Here is a 16,362-nt window from a genome sequence, read left to right as displayed (position 1 = left end):
TTTTTTTATACTTAGCTTAAGCGCTTACCACTTATAGTAGCCGTTCTCTTCGTTATCGTTTAGGATCTCGGCGGCAGTGTTGGGGCTACGGTGCACATCGGCAAGTTTACGCTCTTTCCAGACAGCCGCAGACTCACGAACTACCTCCAGGTGAGCATCGGACTTAATGCGCTCTTCCTCCCGCTTGGCATCCATTTCGTAATCGCGGCGGGCGGCAAACTTGGTTTCTGCCACCTGCAGGCGTACATCGTACTGCTTCTGGCGCTCGGCCACGCGTTGCATTTCCTGTATGGTGCGCTCGTGCTCCACGCCTTTCAGAATCTCATCGTAAGGTCCTTTACTCGTGATCAGCTTAGTAAAAATAGGAGCCGTTTCGAGACAGATGAACAATAACGTGATGAAGAAAACAGGCAGCCAGGGCAGTTCATCCAGCGCGTTGATGCGCGCCATCAGACCATCGTAGTTCGAGAAACTTTCCTGCCCCTCGTTCACTGTTTTATCATACTGCTGCATAAGTTCGGCAATGCGTTGCTGGCGTTGGTTTATGCGCTCCTGGGCATCGGCTTGCAAGAGTTTGAGCTCCTCGTCTACTTTATCGTACTGGCGCTTCTTTTCCTCATAAATCGGCCCGCGGCCAACTTTTCCTGTACCACCTGTTCCATCAGACTCAGCGGCCATAGCATCGTAAAGCTTGTTGCGCTCCTGTAATTTGGCATCCACTTCCTGGCGTATGGTGGCAATCTCGGCTTTTACAGAGTCTACCTCGCCAAACTGCTGGCTCACCAGTTTTTTGTGCTCAATAGCAAGTTCTGCCTGTTTCTCCTTTAAAACCGCCTGTATCTCCTTGTCAAAGATTTTAAGCTCCAGCGGTTTTGAGATGACAACGGCCAGTACCAAAGCCAGCAGGATACGCGGTGTTACCTGTAACAATTCTTTCCAGAACTTTCCCTCTTTGCGCAGCGTGGAAACTATAAAGCGGTCGAGGTTAAAGATAACGGCGCCCCAAAGCAAGCCAAAGGCAACAGCCATAGGCACCGAGTCGAAGACGGTGTAGAGCGCGTAACCACCCGAAATACTGGCAAGCACACCCGTGAACAGGACAGTAGCACCTACGCCGGCGTATTTTACGTGCTCAGAGCGGGAGCATTTTTCGAGTATGGTATCGTCGGCGCCAGCGCACCACCAAAAGAATTTCTTCATTTAAAGTTCATCAAAGCGTGATAAGAGCAGAAAGCTGCAAAGCTATAAGGGTATAACGTGGCAAGTACCTGTTTTTATACTTTTTCAGCGTTATAATCGACTAACAGCCAGATAACTACTATAAAGACGGGAACAGCAGTGGTAAGGGATTTGGTTCAATCATGGAGTAAAGAGGATTAGGACTACGGCACTGGCAGAATCAGTCGATGTGCAGGACAGTAATTAGGCTTAGTCTACGAGCGCATTTTATTAAACCGGCGCAGTGCCGGGTCACCTATCGTGGTTCTTTAATAAGCTGCTGGCCAGATCAGCGGGATCAAGAAGGCCTGGTTTAAGAAAGGTATAAATATGGAAAAGGCGATGCCACATGTTGCAGCATCGCCTTTTCTATACTTATATAGTATGGTTTTAGAAGTTCATGATCACCTCTTCGATAATGTCGCAGCACTCGTGCAGTTGCTCCTCTGTGATAACGAGTGGCGGCGCAAAGCGGATGATATCACCGTGCGTAGGCTTGGCGAGCAAGCCTTTGTCTTTTAGGGCTACGCATACATCCCAGGCAGTGCGGCCATCGGCAGTGGGCTGTACAATAATAGCATTTAGCAAGCCTTTGCCGCGCACCAGTGTAACCAGCTCTGGGCGCTTATCAATTAAGCGGCGCATGCGCTCTCTGAACACCTCACCCAAGATGCGGGCATTTTCCGTCAGGTTTTCATCTTTAATTACCTCTAAGGCAGCAATGGCAACCACGGCAGCCAGCGGATTCCCCCCGAAGGTTGAGCCGTGCTCGCCGGGCTGGATGCATAGCATGATATCATCGTTGGCAAGCACACAGGAAACCGGAAGCACCCCTCCTGAAAGGGCCTTGCCAAGTATTAGGATGTCAGCATGCACGCCATCGTAGCAGCTTGCCAGAATTTCGCCAGTACGGCCTATGCCCGTCTGTATCTCATCGGCCATCAGCAGCACGTCGTACTCCTTGCATAGCGCATGCGCCTTGGCCAGGTAACCCTCGTCGGGCACCATTACGCCAGCCTCACCCTGGATTGGCTCTACCAGGAAGCCGCAAACATTCGGGTTTTCCTTCAAGGCCTCTTCCAGTGCGGCTACATCGTTATAAGGAATCACTTTATAGCCAGGCATGTATGGCCCAAAGCCCTTGGTAGAGTCTGGGTCGGTGGAGAAAGAGATGATGCCTGTGGTGCGGCCATGGAAGTTATGCTCCACCACAATAATCTCGGCATTGTGCGGTGCGATGCCTTTTTTAAGATAACCCCATTTTCGGGCCAGCTTTATGGCTGTTTCCACGGCCTCAGCGCCGGAGTTCATAAGCAGCGCTTTGTCGTAGTTAAAGTACTCGCACACATACTTCTCTGCAATACCAAGCTTGTCGTTGTAAAATGCACGGGAGGTAAGTGTAAGCTGCTGTGCCTGCTCAGTTAAGGCGCCAATAATCTTAGGGTGGCAATGCCCTTGGTTAACCGCGCTATACGCTGAAAGAAAGTCATAGTAATGCTTGCCCTCTACATCCCAGAGATGTACGCCTTCGCCGCGGCTAAGCACAACGGGCAATGGGTGGTAATTGTGCGCACCATACTTATGCTCTATGTCAATGGCTTCCTGGCTGGTGGTAATAGCTTGAGTACTCATAGTTTTTGATTGTTTTTCTAGTGATGGAAGGCGTATGGCCTATCTTATTTACAATTACAGATAAATCATTTTATAGTTTTCAAAAATAGCGATTTAAGGGCCAGATTCAAACTTTGGGTTTAAGTACGTGGTTAAAGCCCGCGTTTGCAATGGCCCATAACGCATCAAAGCCGGCGAGGGCATACAGGGCGTATGTGCTGGTCATCAGGCCGAGTTGGTTATGCCTCAAACTCGTTGCGCATGCCGTAGAGTTAGAGGTATTAGTAGTGCATGTTTTTGATGGATGAAGGATAAATGGCGTTATTTGCGCAGAAAAATAAATTGCAAAGCGTTGAGCCAGAAATTAACAGAAGGAGAAGACTTTTACTTTAACGAGCAGGGGCGGATGGTACTTACGGCCAAATATCTTTCCGAGCGTGGCTGGTGCTGCGAAAACGGCTGCCGACATTGCCCGTATGGTTTCCATGAAAAGGTGAAGCAGGCTGCGAGTAAGCCGGGCAAAGTATAAAAAATGTTACCTAAACTTGCTTTGTGTGGCAGATGCTACACATTGAGCGTAAATTTTTAGATACACGTTTGATATTCTGTATCTTTTTATAGATATTTGCACCCCTATTGAAATAAACCAGAAAAGAATACAAGATGGCACGAGTTTGCGACTTAACAGGTAAAAGACCACAAGTAGGTAACAACGTTTCTCACGCTAATAACAAGACGAAGCGTAAATTTTATCCAAACCTACAGAAGAAGCGCTTCTACATCCCAGAAGAGGATGCTTGGGTAACGCTGAAAGTATCTACATCTGCACTGAGAACCATCAACAAGAATGGTATTACTGCAGTGTTGAAGAAAGCAGTAGAGCAAGGCTACATTATGTACTAGTATTGGCATCTCTTCCGGTTGTAAGTGTGCGGTAGTTTAGGCTGTGGCGCAAATCAGATACAGACCGGGAAAGCCATCTGGTACTTTAGAATAAAACATCGGCAACGGAGAGAAGCTGTCTGACAGGTCCCCTCCGTTGCCGTTTTTTTCGACCTTTGCTGTTCGCCTCTCGCGGGGGACGGCGCATTGTACAGCGCGTGTAAATGTTGTGAAGCATCTTAAAGAGGTTTCACAAGAAAATTTATACATTGTTTGTAATTAGAGATTTAAGCTTTTATATTTGCAGTCCTAAATAAAAAATTACTGTCGAGATGGCTAAAAAAGCAAAAGGTAATAGAATCCAGGTTATTATGGAGTGCACAGAGCATAAAGCTACTGGCATGCCTGGAACTTCAAGGTACATCACTACCAAAAACAGAAAAAATACTCCAGAGCGTCTTGAGCTGAAGAAGTATAACTCTGTGTTGAAAAAAGTAACTGTACATAAAGAAATTAAATAACCATGGCTAAGAAGGTAGTTGCAACCCTAAAAACCGCTACAGGTAAAGACTGGGCGAAAGTAATAAAGGCTGTGAGATCTCCAAAAACTGGTGCTTACAGCTTTAAAGAGGAAATGGTACCTGTAGACAAAGTACAGGAGTTCCTTGCTAAGAAATAATACAGCCTACTCTACATCGATAGATAGATAACATGAAGAAGTCCCTTTACTGGGACTTTTTTAGTATATTACCGTATCACCTAGATAGCATTCACCCTACATCATAAACCGGCATGGGAATTTTTGACTTTTTCAGCAAAGAGAAGAAAAAAGAATCGCTGGACAAAGGCCTCGAGAAAACCAAGAGCAACTTTTTCGGCCAGCTAAGCAAGGCTGTTATCGGAAAATCCACAGTAGACGTGGAAGTGCTTGATGAGTTGGAAGAGATTCTGGTGCATGCCGATGTAGGAGTAGAAACAACTGTCAAGATCATTGACCGCATTGAGAAACGTGTGGCCCGTGATAAGTATGTGAGCACTGACGAGCTGGATGGTATCCTACGCGAAGAGATTGCCGCTCTCCTTGAAGAGAACCGCGCTGGCGACGGTGCCAACTTCGAGCTGCCGAAAGACATCAAACCATATGTGATTATGGTTGTTGGCGTAAACGGTGTGGGCAAAACAACCACCATCGGAAAGCTGGCGGCCCAGTTCCACAAAGCGGGTAAACAGGTAGTGCTTGGCGCTGCCGATACGTTCCGGGCCGCTGCCGTAGACCAACTCATCATCTGGGGCGAGCGTGTGGGCGTGCCTGTTATTTCGCATGGCATGAACACCGATCCAGCCTCTGTGGCCTACGATGCTGTGAAGAAAGGTGTGGAGATGAACGCCGATGTGGTGATTATCGACACTGCCGGACGACTGCACAACAAAGTGGGACTGATGAACGAGCTTTCCAAGATCAAGCGCGTGATGCAGAAGATAACACCAGACACACCGCATGAGGTGCTGTTGGTGCTGGATGGCAGCACAGGCCAAAACGCGTTGCTACAGGCCCGCGAATTTACAAAGGCTACCGATGTAACGGCGTTAGCTATTACCAAGCTGGACGGTACGGCAAAAGGCGGTGTGGTGATTGGTATTTCTGACGAATTTAAAATTCCGGTAAAGTATATCGGAGTTGGCGAGAAAATTGAAGACCTGCAACTATTCGACAAGCACGAATTTGTAGACTCTTTCTTCTCACGCAAATAAGTATACTACGTATGGTAAGGCTCCTGTTAATGCCACTGGCCCTGCTGCTATCGCAGTGCAACGGTGCCCAAAACGCGCATCAATCCCAGAGCGAGCAAGAGCAAACTATGCCAGCGCAAAACCAGGTGCATATGGCGCAGGACGAGCAACAGCCGGCCCCGGTAGAGCAGGGCATAACCGGCAAGGTACTATGGGTAGCGGGCAACCAAATGCCCTCACCGGATGCACCGCCGAGTAAAGGCAGAGGTGTGCAGCGTACCATGTATGTATATGAGCTTACTAATTCTTCGCAAACCACGTCCACGGATGGTGTTTTCCACGCCAACATCCAGGCAAAACTTGTTGCACAATTCACCACCGATGCCAATGGCAGCTTCTCGGTAAGCTTAGAGCCAGGTAAGTATAGTTTGTTCTCGAAAGAGGAAAAAGGCTTTTACGCAAACCAATATGATGGCGAGAACAACGTTTTCCCAATTGAGGTGCAACAAGGGCAGGTTACAAATGTTGAGTTCCAGATTAACTACCAGGCAAACTATTAAGTAACTTCCCTTCTCTACACTACAATTGGGTGCTAGCAAAATGATGTGGCTGCCTTCCTTTCATTTGGTTCACCTCTTCTCCTAAGTATAATATTTAACAAAGTATGGCTATTGCTCACTGTTATGTGACTTGCACATAACACGAGGTGCTGTATGCAATTCTCAACTTTATAGCTAAGTGCATTTTTTGAGCTAGTTTAAGCCATTCCTCTCATTTTTAACTAAAATTTTATGTTATAGGGTAGAATTAATGGAATATAATTGTGAAATTATGAACAATGGTTTATAAATTAGGATTCAATTTTTAAGGTAGCGCGGGTTATGATTGTAAAAAAGGATGATTCCATGGAGTTAGCATTCGACAATACGCTTAATCTTTTGAGTGCGAAATGGTCTGATGATTTAAGTGTAGAATCGCTTGAGTTCTTTCAGACCGTTGTTTCCTTATTTGATACCGTGCAGAAGAAACAAGTGCCGAACTTGCTCATAGACTCTGGCATACCAGCCGGTGGTGTCCTCTCCGAGGAGCTAATTGACTATTTCATCCATAATATACCAAATACACCGCTTAAAAAGATAGCTCTCCTGGAGTCGCCGGATTACCTCTGGGACAATAACCTATACCAGGTAATTCTGCTACTTGTTACTACTTACCAATTGCCAATTGAGGTTAAGCTGCTAAAAAGCCCTGGCGCTGTAAGGGAATGGCTCCGCAAGCCGCGAATGACGAAATCGTTCAGAGCCCGTAGAGCTAAATTTATATGGTAGGCCTTTGATGGCTGTTAAATACTAAAAAGCTTGATCCAAACATGCCTTTTCAAAACAAACAGCCTGCTATTCAGCGGGCTGTTCTGTTATTAGCCAAACAAATCGTACTTTTGCAGCAACGTTGCCAATCGAACTAATACAGGCCCGCATTGGTTTCCAGTTACTAAGGATTAATGCGCTAATACATACATAAGTGAAAGTAAGAAGTTTAAAAAGAGATAAAGTAAACGTAGTTACCTTGGGTTGCTCTAAAAACCTGGTAGACTCGGAAGTGTTGATGGGGCAGCTGCGTGCCAATGAGTTTGATGTGGCGCACGAGTCTGAGCAGGATGATTCCAACATCATCATCGTTAACACTTGTGGCTTTATAGACAATGCCAAGCAGGAGTCTATCGATACGATTCTGCGCTACGCCGAGGCCAAAGAGTCTGGCCAGATCGACAAGCTATACGTAACAGGTTGCCTTTCGCAGCGCTACAAGGACTCTTTAGAAGCAGAGATTCCGCAGGTAGATGCATACTTTGGCACCCTGGAGCTGCCGCAATTACTCAAGAAACTGGAGGCCGACTACAAGCACGAGCTGATTGGCGAGCGTTTACTGACAACTCCTTCTCACTACGCATACTTTAAGATTGCCGAAGGCTGTAACCGTCCTTGCTCGTTTTGTGCCATCCCTTTAATGCGCGGCAAACACGTTGACCGACCTATTGAGGATCTGGTTAAAGAAGCGTCGAGGTTGGCAAGCATGGGTACCAAAGAACTGGTACTTATTGCCCAGGACCTTACTTACTACGGACTGCAGCATTACGGAGAGCGCAAGCTGGCCGATTTATTGAAAAATCTTTCAGATGTAAATGGCATCGAGTGGATACGCATGCAGTACGCCTACCCATCGCAGTTTCCGATGGAGGTATTCGATGTGATGAACGAACGCGACAATATCTGCAAGTACTTGGATATGCCGCTGCAGCACATCTCCGATAACATGCTCAAGACCATGCGCCGCGGCATCAGCAAGCGCCGCACTATTGAGTTGGTAGACCAAATCCGCCAGCGCGTGCCAGACATCGCTCTAAGAACTACGCTTATTGCCGGCCACCCCGGCGAAACCGACCAGGATTTCCAGGAGCTATACGACTGGGTAGAGGAAACGCGCTTCGACCGCTTAGGTATTTTTACGTACTCGCACGAGGATAATACGCATTCTTATACTTTGGAAGATAATGTGCCGGAAGAGGTGAAGCAGGACCGTGCCGATGCCATTATGGAGTTGCAGCAAGGCATTTCTGTAGAGATGAACGAAGAGAAAGTTGGCAATACATACAAAGTACTGTTCGACCGTAAAGAGAGCGGTTATTTTGTTGGCCGTACGCAATACGACTCTCCAGAGGTGGATAACGAAGTATTGGTGCCAGCCGATAGCAACTACGTGCGCCTCGGCGACTTCGCCAACGTAAAGATCACCGATGCCTCAGATTTCGATTTGTATGGGGAAGTGGTAAATTAACCTCCCCCTGCCCCCTCCTAAAAACAGGAGGGGGTGTAGCATATAACCAAGCGAAAGCCTTACTCAAAAAGAGTAAGGCTTTCGCTTTTTTCTGGAACATAGTTAATGCATATAGATGTTAGCTCGCAAAGCAGAAGCTTATGCGCAAAGACCAGTTGCACAGCATCCCGAATTTAAAAATTGAGCGTGCGCTCTTACGGAATAGTATGACGCCAGCGGAGGAAGAACTTTGGTACCTGCTCCGAAAGCACAAAGTCGGCGGGCGGAAGTTCAGGAGGCAGCATAGTATTGGGAGTTACATCGTAGACTTCTATTGTGCTTCAGAAAGGTTGGTGATTGAATTAGATGGAGCTGTGCACGACACAGCTGAAGCTATCGCAAATGACCAGGTACGGGATGAAACACTTCTGTTTCTAGGTTACAAAGTAATCCGGATTAGGAATGATGAAGTGTTTGAGCAACCGGAAGCAGTGCTGCAGCGAATAGACGCAACTTTCAATATCTCTTAAAGAGTTCCCCCTCCTGTTTTTAGGAGGGGGCAGGGGGAGGTCTCATTTCAAAACATACTTGCTCAGTACACGGTAGGCCTCGTTAATATTGTCGCCTTTCCGGAAGTCCTGCTTGATAGTTGGTTCCGACTCACCGGTTAGCCAGATCTTTAGTTCTGCATCTAGATCACCGATGCCGGCACTTTCTTTTGAGAACATCTTGATGCTGCCATAAGGTATACTTTGATAATCGATTTTAGAGCCGGTAAGGCCTTGCTTGTTTACAAGTATAAGGCGCTTGTTGGTAAATACCAGCATATCCCGGATCAGTTTATAGGCGCGTTCTATGCGTTCGTCGTCGATAAGTATAGGCTGAAACTCCCTGGTAATTTTCTCGATAGACACCTCTGATGCGTGTCCCATCATGCCGCTTAATAATCCCATATGTGTTTATGTTGATAACTATGTTGATACTGTGGATAAGTATGACTTCATGGCAATCAGTCTTCTGAAGCCAATTCCTTTTTAATACGTTTCTTATCTATCTTGCCTACGCTGGTTTTCGGAATCTCGGTAACAAACCGGAACTGCTTAGGTACAGCGTAATGGCTGATCTTACCGCTGTCCGAGAATTGCTCCATGTGCCGGATCAAGTCCTGGTCGGTTATACTTGTATCGGGTTTGGCCACCACCAAAGCCAGCGGGCGCTCCTGCCAGCGTTGGTCCGGCACGGCCACCACGGCTGTTTCCTGCACGTCGGGGTGCTGCGAGATCAGGCTTTCCAGCAGCAACGAGGAAATCCACTCGCCCCCGGATTTGATAACATCCTTTTTACGGTCGGTGATGGTTATCACGCCATCGGGGTCGATGGTGGCAATGTCGCCGGTGTGCAGGTAGCCGTGTTTCCAGAGCTCGAGGCTGCGCTCCTCATCCTTGTAATACCCTTGGGTTAGCCACGGCGCACGCACCACAATCTCGCCCGTAGACTTACCGTCGTTCGGCAAAAACTGGCCCTCCTCGTTCATCAGCCGCAGGTCCACCATCTGTATCGGGCGGCCAGTTTTTATACGTAGATCGGCTTCCTGGTCCTCGGTCAGGTGGGCCATTGTTTTCTTGTTGAGATAGGTCAGCGAGAGCACCGGGCAGGTTTCGGACATGCCGTAGCCAGTAATCACCTCAATGCCCAAACCCATAGCGGCCATAGCAAGGCCGCGAGGCAGTGCGCTGCCGCCTATAACCACTTTCCAATTTGTAAGGTTAAAGGATTTTACCTGCGGGCTGTTTACAAGCATCTGAAGGATGGTAGGCACGCAGTGCGAGATGGTTACTTTCTCCTTCAGCACCAATTGCAGCAGCATGGCGGGCTCGTAGCGGCCGGGGTAAACCTGCTGCATGCCCAGAAAAGTGGCCAGGTACGGAAAACCCCAGGCATGCACGTGGAACATCGGTGTGATAGGCATGTACACATCATTAGAGCCGATCTTAACGGCATTATCCATAGCGCCCAGGGCAGTAGCCAGCCCAAATGTGTGCAGCACCAACTGGCGGTGCGAAAAGTATACGCCCTTGGGCAGCCCTGTAGTGCCGGTAGTATAAAAGGTGGTGGCAATGGCATCCTCCGGAAGGTCCGGGAAAGTATAGCTGTCGGGTTGGTTTAGCAGCAGTTTCTCATACTCGCCTTCTAATGGCAACGGCGATGTCGCCTCAGCGCCGGAATCAGATAGCAGCACGATCTTCTTTACCATTTCCATTCTGCCCTGCAGCGCCTCAAGTATGGGCAGGAAATCCTGGTGGCAAAAAATAACGGCATCCTCGGCGTGGTTTATAGTATAGAGTATCTCCTCCGGAGAGAGCCTGAAGTTGATCATGTGCAGCACAGCGCCCACCATCGGTATGGCAAAATAGCCCTCCAGGTAGCGGTGGCTGTCGTAGTCCAGGAACGCAACGGTTTGCCCCTGCGCTACCTCTAAGTGGTTGGTAAGCAGGTTTGCCAGCCGCGCCACGCGCTTGTTCAGCTCGCGGTAGGTAATGCGGGAGATGTCGCGGTAAACGATTTCCCTGTCTGGCTCATACTTTAGCGATTGCTCTAAAATGCTACCGATAAGCAACTGCGACTGGTGTGCCTCCGGCGTGGGAGGAAGGATTCGGGGAGTAGCCATAGCCTGGTTTTAATGTGGGTTGAACGTTGTGCCTTCGTAGCTTTCTCTATACCTGTTTCCGGTGCACGCAGTTGCAGTAATACCAGTGTTCCGGTGCGGATGTGCACAGCTGTTTCAAGCAAGTATAAACGCTGAGCGTGTAACGAAGTATAGCGTGGTTTTGCGGCTTAGCTGCCTGCGCCTGCTTTCTATCGTGGGGCCTGCAAAACGCAGATAAATCCTGTAACTTTGCCTACGCGCAAAAATTGCTGCAACACATTTCGGCCTAACCTGTTAAAAGGGCTAAACCTACGGCTACATAAGCAGATGGATGTACAGACCATGAAGATCACGAAGATGGATTACGCCGCCACAGGCGCTTTTTCCCAGACCATTACCGACTACCTTTGTTGTGGCGAGCAGCTGCGGCCATTCTACAACCACTTCCCGACCCTGGATGCGTTTGAGGCCCAGATCAAAGAAAAGCGCTTTACAGAAACACAGCGCCAGACCTTATATACGGCGCTTCAGGAGCAGTATATTTCCATCTCCGAAATCAATCCGCAGGTGCAGCAAAACCTTGAGCTGCTGCTACAGCCCAATACGTTTACCATCACTACCGGCCACCAGCTGAATATTTTTACCGGCCCGCTATATTTTGTGTATAAGATCGTTACGGCGATAAACACATGCAGGCAGCTGCATGAGAAGTATCCGGACTATAACTTTGTGCCGGTATACTGGATGGCCACCGAAGACCACGACTTTGCCGAGATCAATCATTTTAACCTGTTCGGCAAAAAGTATACCTGGGAAACCGGGCAAACCGGCGCCGTAGGCCGCTTCTCAACCCAGGACATGGGCACGCTGCTAGCCGAGCTGCCCGAAGCATACCCTGTTTTTGAGGAGGCCTACCGCACCAGCAAGAACCTGGCAGACGCCACGCGCGCCATTACCCACGCACTTTTCGGCAAGTATGGACTAGTGAGTATAGACGGCGACCACGCGGAACTGAAGAAAGCGCTGACACCCATAGTGGAGCAGGAGCTAACCGAGCAGCTATCCAACAAACTGGTAGAGCAGACAAGCCAGAAACTGGAGCAGCTAGGGTATAAACCACAGGTATACTCGCGCGAGATCAACCTGTTTTACCTGACCGATACCCTGCGCGAGCGCATTGTGCAAGAAGGTGGCAAGTATAACGTGCTTAACACAGACCTGAGCTTTACGCTGGAGGAGATACGCAAGGAGGCGCAGGAGCATCCAGAGCGCTTTAGCCCAAACGTTATACTTCGGCCGCTATACGAAGAGCTTATACTTCCGAACCTGGCTTACATTGGCGGTGGTGCGGAAGTGGCCTACTGGTTCCAACTGAAAGAGCTGTTTGCCAAGTATGACGTGGCTTTTCCGATGCTGATGCTGCGCAACTCGGCGCTTTACATTAGCCGCAGCAACGCCAGCCGCATGCACAAACTTAACCTGCAGCCCCAGGACCTTTTCCAGGATTTTCAGGAACTGAAGAAGCAGCTTTCCGGGCAGATACACGAGAAAGAGATCAACCTGGAGGCGCAGCGCCAGGCAGTGGCCGCTGCCTTTGCCGAGGTAGAGAAGCTTGCCGAAAGTATAGACCCAACCCTGACCAAAGCTGTAGGCGCTGAGGCGCAAAAAGCCAATAACTCGCTGCAGATGTTGGAGAAGAAGATATCCAAAGCCCGCGACAGCAAGCACGAGCAAACCTTTAAGCAACTCGAAAACCTGAAGGACAAGCTCTTCCCGGGCGGCACGCTGCAGGAGCGCAAAGACAATTTGCTCACCTACAAAACCAACAACCCCGACTTTATACCTGCGTTGGTAGAGGCTTTCGACCCGTTGGAGTTTAAGTTTACCATTATAGAGGAGGAATAATGCAGAAATCGGAGCTGCGCAGACACATGCTGCAACTGCGGCGCGCGCTTCCGGCAGAGGAGGTGCAGCGCCGCAGCGAGCAAATAGCCGATCAATTTTTTAGCCGCTTTGCGTTAAAGGCAGGCCAAACGGTGCATGTGTTTCTGCCCATCCTTAAAAACAACGAGGTAAATACCTGGCTAATCATTAACAGGCTGCGGCAGCAACATCCCGAGGTGCGCGTGGCCGTGCCGGTAACCGATGTGGCCCAGAACATACTTACGCACCACCACCTCACCGATGAGGCCGTGCTGATAGAAAACAAGTGGGGCATCCCGGAGCCTCAGAACGCGCACATCATCCATGCGCCGGAAGTGGATATGGTGCTGATTCCCTTGCTGGCTTTTGATGAAGCGGGTCACCGCGTGGGCTACGGCAAGGGCTTCTACGATCGCTTTCTGGCCGACTGCCGCCCCGACGTGCTTAAAGTTGGCTTATCGCTGGAGCCGCCCATTAAAAAAATTGCCGACCCTAACCCATTTGATGTGCCCATGGATGCCATTGTTATGCCGCAGGCCGTTTGGGAGCGCCATTAAAGCCATATTTCTACCACATCAAAACCTCTCATTCCTGTAAGCATATAGTATGGCCGCCAGGTGTAAAATTGCATTGCAGCGCTTAAAATGATGTTTAGCAAACACATGGGCAAGTATGGCAAGGCAACTAATCCGCAGCTAACGCAGTTAATTAGAGTACTTAAAGCAGGTTAGCATGAAATGCTGTGTTGCATTGCCAATTGTGCATTAATTCAATCTATTGGTGTGGGTAATGATAATATGTTAGCGCCATAATTAATAAAATGATAACTTTGTAGCACGCAATCTGCGCAAAAGCACACTGATAATTTCTGTCAGATGTTATACTTTTGTATTTTCCTACATACTTATGCGCTTTACCTGTTGTTGTGCCCGTTGGGAAGGTACGGCCGTAGGTTTATATTTTGAGATACCGAGATGCTTAAAACAAAGAAAGAAATAATTTTAGAGACAGCATTAAACCTCTTTGCAGACAAGGGGTACGATGCCACCCCAACCAGCCTGATCGCAAGAGAGGCGGGTGTATCAGAAGGCCTTATTTTTAAGCACTACATTAGCAAAGAGAATTTACTGGAGGCTGTCGTGAAGGCTGGTTACCGCCGCATTACCGATAAGAGCAAAGGGCTGGTAGAGGAAAACGACCCCAACAAGCTAATCAGCAATGTGCTGGATATGCCCCTAAAACTAGTAGAGGACGAGCGTAATTTCTGGCGCATGCAGTTCCGCCTGGTAGATGAGGAAATATCACAGAAGCACCATTTGCGCTACTCACACTCCGTGATGCAAAAGTTGGTGGAGGCGTTCCGTAAGTTGGGCTATGCAGAACCTGAGCTTGAAACAGAGGTGCTTATGCTGTTGGTAGAGGGCCTTTGGAGATCTTACCTCACAAACGAAGACAAGAGCCACTTCATCAAAATGCTCGACCTTATCAAGACGAAGTACATTAAGTAGAAAACAGACAGGAAAGAAAGGCAGCGGTTTATACCGTGTATGCCTTCGCTAAGATGCCTGCCTGTTACAGAGCCACGCGTGCTGGTGCTGTAACAGACAGGTTTTTTTGTTATTACAGGTGGCTTATAACGCAAAATCGCCCTGCCAGTAACTTCCGGCAGGGCGATTCTATACGATATACTTTTAAGCGTACTTAGCCTTTGTATACTATATTAAACTTTTTCAGTTCTTCCACAGGGCCAAAGTGTTGCTGCTCGATGGTTTTGCCGCGGCGCTTCAGGTGTACCTCTACAGGAGCCATAGTTCTGGTCATGTCAGAGTTTATCACTTTAACGTAAAACTTACGGGCTTCTTCAGAAGAACCCTTGCCAAAAGTGTGCTTCTGCTGGTTGCCGTTTACTGGCAAGCCCGGAATAACCTGATAGGTTGTGCAAACCACCTCATACTTCGGAAGAAATGGTTTAATAACTTTTCTAAGTAAGCTTTTCATACAATATTTTTTTGAGGAATGCTCTTCTCCACTGCAATCTACTACTTTATGACTAATTTCAAAGTATAGCAGCGATAAAAAAGTGCAATTTAGCTCTTAACCATTCGCGCCAAGCTTGAGTTCACCTTCGAGGCACACAAATAACGAGGATATTATAAACCATAGAACACTACGCACAACAGGGGTCTGGCAATGCAAATTGCTGAAACCTAAAAGTATAACTATTTGGTTCCTGTGGCTGGCTGCTCTGTTGATTTGGCCTCTTCTATGCCTTCGGTAATGGTTTCTGTAGCTTCTTCCTGCGTGCCTTCGTCGGCTTTGGGGGCCGTTTGCTCATACTTCTCGTCGGGTTCGTAACTCAGCTTAATATAAATGGGGAAGTGGTCGGAGCCGATACCGGACAGGCGCTGCATCTCCACCAGCTTAAAGTGCGTGGAGTGGAAAACATGATCCAGAGGCCAGCGCAACAGCGGATAGTTTGCGTTAAACGTGCTATAGAAACCCCGGCCAATGCGTGGGTCCAGCAAACCGCTCACCTCCTGGAAAAGCTTGGTTGTGGCAGACCAAGCTACATCGTTAAAGTCGCCGGCCACTACTACCGGGTATTTCGAGTCGGATACATCTTCGCCGACAAGTATGATTTCGGCATCACGCTTACGCGAATTGCCGTCCTCGGTAGGCACGGGTGGTTTGGGGTGCACACCTCGCAGCTCTACCCAGTCACCGCTGCGCAACTGAACATAAGTTTTAATGGAAGGAATCTCTTTGCTAAGCAGGTAGTTTACGCGTTTTTGGCGCAGGGGTAGTTTGCTGTATAGGTGCATGCCATAGGTGTTGTGCAGCGGTATCTCTATTCGGTAAGGATAATGCGCCATAAGGGGTTGCAAGGCGTGCTGCCATACTGAGTCCGATTCTAGCAGCAGCAGAATATCAGGCTGGTAATCCTCTACCTTACCCATCAGCTTGCTGTACTTTGTGTTGGTCATTAGCACATTAGACACCATAATGCTGAGCTGGGTCGTGTCGGCAGGGTCGCGCTCAGTTTGCTTGGTTTGCACCTCAGCCAGCATAGTATAAGGGTATATATTAATGGCTTGATAGATAACCACTACGGCAAGCAGCAGCAGGAAAAACTTGCCGCGCTTCCGGTGCTGGTAGTACAGCGTAAGGTAAAGGATAAAGCTGCCAAGCGCCAGGCAAAACAGCTGTAGCCTCGGGAAATCAAATACGCGCACAAACCACTCCTCGAAAGGGAAAAGCGGCACCACCGTGCCAATAATCGCAACAACGGCCAAGGCACGTGTAAGGATCGAAAGAATATTTAGCAGCCTGGTTTTTAGGGTGCGTTTGCCGTAGCTGGTTGTCTGGGGCATAGTAAGCGTTTCTTGGGAGCCTCTGCGTTTTGGAAAGCCTGGTGCAGGTTGGGCTCACAAGAATATACGCGCATAACTATATTCTGTTATCAAGAGCAGATGCAGTACCGCAATAGACTTTGCTCAAGCATTGGCTATCTTGGGTTTGCTGCACAGAAAAAAACA

At 48.5% G+C, this 16,362-nt stretch carries 18 protein-coding genes; 12 read left to right on the top strand and 6 right to left on the bottom strand.

Annotated elements, in window-relative coordinates; all coding sequences use genetic code 11:
* Window positions 1-24: 24 nt before the first annotated feature.
* Together D1627_RS10030 and rocD are read right to left on the bottom strand one after the other, a co-directional pair.
* Entirely contained in the window at window positions 25-1,200 is a 1,176-nt protein-coding gene (locus tag D1627_RS10030; RefSeq protein WP_119432112.1) for a DUF4407 domain-containing protein, read from the bottom strand.
* 408 nt (window positions 1,201-1,608) lie between these two features.
* Window positions 1,609-2,850 carry an ornithine--oxo-acid transaminase gene (gene rocD / locus D1627_RS10025; RefSeq protein ID WP_119432111.1) on the bottom strand — a complete coding sequence of 414 codons (1,242 nt, stop codon included), beginning with the start codon at window positions 2,848-2,850 and terminating at the stop codon, window positions 1,609-1,611.
* A gap of 331 nt (window positions 2,851-3,181) precedes the next feature.
* Here rocD and D1627_RS10020 point away from each other — a divergent pair, with 331 nt between their 5' ends.
* The 9 genes from D1627_RS10020 to D1627_RS09980 all read left to right on the top strand — a co-directional run bounded on the left by D1627_RS10020 (window position 3,182) and on the right by D1627_RS09980 (window position 8,786).
* Window positions 3,182-3,358 (top strand): DUF5522 domain-containing protein, encoded by a 177-nt coding sequence (locus D1627_RS10020; protein WP_233555583.1) that lies wholly within the window; start codon window positions 3,182-3,184, stop codon window positions 3,356-3,358.
* 134 nt (window positions 3,359-3,492) lie between these two features.
* On the top strand, window positions 3,493-3,732 hold the full coding sequence (gene rpmB, locus D1627_RS10015; RefSeq protein WP_119432109.1) for a 50S ribosomal protein L28: 240 nt from the start codon (window positions 3,493-3,495) through the stop codon (window positions 3,730-3,732).
* Between the two features lie 311 nt (window positions 3,733-4,043).
* Window positions 4,044-4,232, top strand: coding sequence for a 50S ribosomal protein L33 (rpmG, locus tag D1627_RS10010; RefSeq protein WP_119432108.1), 189 nt, complete (start codon window positions 4,044-4,046; stop codon window positions 4,230-4,232).
* 2 nt (window positions 4,233-4,234) lie between these two features.
* On the top strand, window positions 4,235-4,390 hold the full coding sequence (locus D1627_RS10005) for a DUF4295 domain-containing protein (protein WP_119432107.1): 156 nt from the start codon (window positions 4,235-4,237) through the stop codon (window positions 4,388-4,390).
* A gap of 113 nt (window positions 4,391-4,503) precedes the next feature.
* Window positions 4,504-5,463, top strand: a complete 960-nt coding sequence (ftsY, locus tag D1627_RS10000) for a signal recognition particle-docking protein FtsY (protein ID WP_119432106.1) — start codon at window positions 4,504-4,506, stop codon at window positions 5,461-5,463.
* A gap of 11 nt (window positions 5,464-5,474) precedes the next feature.
* A complete protein-coding gene (locus tag D1627_RS09995; protein ID WP_119432105.1) occupies window positions 5,475-6,002 on the top strand; it encodes a carboxypeptidase-like regulatory domain-containing protein in 528 nt (175 codons plus the stop codon).
* Window positions 6,003-6,323: 321 nt separating this feature from the next.
* Entirely contained in the window at window positions 6,324-6,770 is a 447-nt protein-coding gene (locus D1627_RS09990) for a hypothetical protein (RefSeq protein WP_119432104.1), read from the top strand.
* Window positions 6,771-6,963: 193 nt separating this feature from the next.
* On the top strand, window positions 6,964-8,277 hold the full coding sequence (rimO, locus tag D1627_RS09985) for a 30S ribosomal protein S12 methylthiotransferase RimO (protein WP_119432103.1): 1,314 nt from the start codon (window positions 6,964-6,966) through the stop codon (window positions 8,275-8,277).
* A gap of 140 nt (window positions 8,278-8,417) precedes the next feature.
* Complete coding sequence (locus D1627_RS09980; RefSeq protein ID WP_119432102.1) at window positions 8,418-8,786, top strand: endonuclease domain-containing protein; 369 nt, start codon at window positions 8,418-8,420, stop codon at window positions 8,784-8,786.
* A gap of 42 nt (window positions 8,787-8,828) precedes the next feature.
* On the opposite strand, the gene D1627_RS09975 is transcribed toward D1627_RS09980, so the two are convergent.
* Window positions 8,829-9,209, bottom strand: coding sequence for a PH domain-containing protein (locus D1627_RS09975; protein ID WP_233555582.1), 381 nt, complete (start codon window positions 9,207-9,209; stop codon window positions 8,829-8,831).
* Between the two features lie 56 nt (window positions 9,210-9,265).
* Window positions 9,266-10,924 (bottom strand): fatty acid--CoA ligase, encoded by a 1,659-nt coding sequence (locus tag D1627_RS09970; protein ID WP_119432101.1) that lies wholly within the window; start codon window positions 10,922-10,924, stop codon window positions 9,266-9,268.
* A 306-nt stretch (window positions 10,925-11,230) separates the two neighbouring features.
* On the opposite strand from D1627_RS09970, the gene bshC reads away from it, so the two are divergent.
* The 3 genes from bshC (at window position 11,231) to D1627_RS09955 (ending at window position 14,334) form a co-directional block, all read left to right on the top strand.
* Window positions 11,231-12,808, top strand: coding sequence for a bacillithiol biosynthesis cysteine-adding enzyme BshC (gene bshC, locus D1627_RS09965; protein WP_119432100.1), 1,578 nt, complete (start codon window positions 11,231-11,233; stop codon window positions 12,806-12,808).
* Complete coding sequence (locus tag D1627_RS09960) at window positions 12,808-13,383, top strand: 5-formyltetrahydrofolate cyclo-ligase (RefSeq protein WP_119432099.1); 576 nt, start codon at window positions 12,808-12,810, stop codon at window positions 13,381-13,383. The genes bshC and D1627_RS09960 overlap by 1 nt, the downstream gene beginning before the upstream one ends.
* Window positions 13,384-13,800: 417 nt before the next feature.
* Window positions 13,801-14,334, top strand: a complete 534-nt coding sequence (locus D1627_RS09955; RefSeq protein ID WP_119432098.1) for a TetR/AcrR family transcriptional regulator — start codon at window positions 13,801-13,803, stop codon at window positions 14,332-14,334.
* 193 nt (window positions 14,335-14,527) lie between these two features.
* On the opposite strand, the gene D1627_RS09950 is transcribed toward D1627_RS09955, so the two are convergent.
* Window positions 14,528-14,824 carry a hypothetical protein gene (locus D1627_RS09950; RefSeq protein WP_119432097.1) on the bottom strand — a complete coding sequence of 99 codons (297 nt, stop codon included), beginning with the start codon at window positions 14,822-14,824 and terminating at the stop codon, window positions 14,528-14,530.
* A 221-nt stretch (window positions 14,825-15,045) separates the two neighbouring features.
* On the bottom strand, window positions 15,046-16,197 hold the full coding sequence (locus tag D1627_RS09945; RefSeq protein WP_119432096.1) for an endonuclease/exonuclease/phosphatase family protein: 1,152 nt from the start codon (window positions 16,195-16,197) through the stop codon (window positions 15,046-15,048).
* Window positions 16,198-16,362 lie beyond the last annotated feature (165 nt).

The organism is Pontibacter oryzae (genome assembly GCF_003576375.1).
Taxonomy (GTDB): domain Bacteria; phylum Bacteroidota; class Bacteroidia; order Cytophagales; family Hymenobacteraceae; genus Pontibacter; species Pontibacter oryzae.
Note: the sequence above shows the minus strand (reverse complement) of the source record. Positions and strands in the feature narration are given on the sequence as shown.

Bases quoted from the DNA above. Each gene is read 5' to 3' on its own strand.
- D1627_RS09945 (WP_119432096.1), bottom strand. From the start codon at position 16,197: ATGCCCCAGACAACCAGCTACGGCAAACGCACCCTAAAAACCAGGCTG.
- D1627_RS09995 (WP_119432105.1), top strand. From the start codon at position 5,475: ATGGTAAGGCTCCTGTTAATGCCACTGGCCCTGCTGCTATCGCAGTGC.
- D1627_RS09975 (WP_233555582.1), bottom strand. From the start codon at position 9,209: ATGGGATTATTAAGCGGCATGATGGGACACGCATCAGAGGTGTCTATC.
- D1627_RS09990 (WP_119432104.1), top strand. From the start codon at position 6,324: ATGATTGTAAAAAAGGATGATTCCATGGAGTTAGCATTCGACAATACG.
- ftsY (WP_119432106.1), top strand. From the start codon at position 4,504: ATGGGAATTTTTGACTTTTTCAGCAAAGAGAAGAAAAAAGAATCGCTG.
- D1627_RS09950 (WP_119432097.1), bottom strand. From the start codon at position 14,824: ATGAAAAGCTTACTTAGAAAAGTTATTAAACCATTTCTTCCGAAGTAT.
- D1627_RS10005 (WP_119432107.1), top strand. From the start codon at position 4,235: ATGGCTAAGAAGGTAGTTGCAACCCTAAAAACCGCTACAGGTAAAGAC.
- bshC (WP_119432100.1), top strand. From the start codon at position 11,231: ATGGATGTACAGACCATGAAGATCACGAAGATGGATTACGCCGCCACA.
- rocD (WP_119432111.1), bottom strand. From the start codon at position 2,850: ATGAGTACTCAAGCTATTACCACCAGCCAGGAAGCCATTGACATAGAG.
- D1627_RS09955 (WP_119432098.1), top strand. From the start codon at position 13,801: ATGCTTAAAACAAAGAAAGAAATAATTTTAGAGACAGCATTAAACCTC.
- D1627_RS09970 (WP_119432101.1), bottom strand. From the start codon at position 10,924: ATGGCTACTCCCCGAATCCTTCCTCCCACGCCGGAGGCACACCAGTCG.
- D1627_RS09980 (WP_119432102.1), top strand. From the start codon at position 8,418: ATGCGCAAAGACCAGTTGCACAGCATCCCGAATTTAAAAATTGAGCGT.
- rpmB (WP_119432109.1), top strand. From the start codon at position 3,493: ATGGCACGAGTTTGCGACTTAACAGGTAAAAGACCACAAGTAGGTAAC.
- rpmG (WP_119432108.1), top strand. From the start codon at position 4,044: ATGGCTAAAAAAGCAAAAGGTAATAGAATCCAGGTTATTATGGAGTGC.
- D1627_RS09960 (WP_119432099.1), top strand. From the start codon at position 12,808: ATGCAGAAATCGGAGCTGCGCAGACACATGCTGCAACTGCGGCGCGCG.
- D1627_RS10030 (WP_119432112.1), bottom strand. From the start codon at position 1,200: ATGAAGAAATTCTTTTGGTGGTGCGCTGGCGCCGACGATACCATACTC.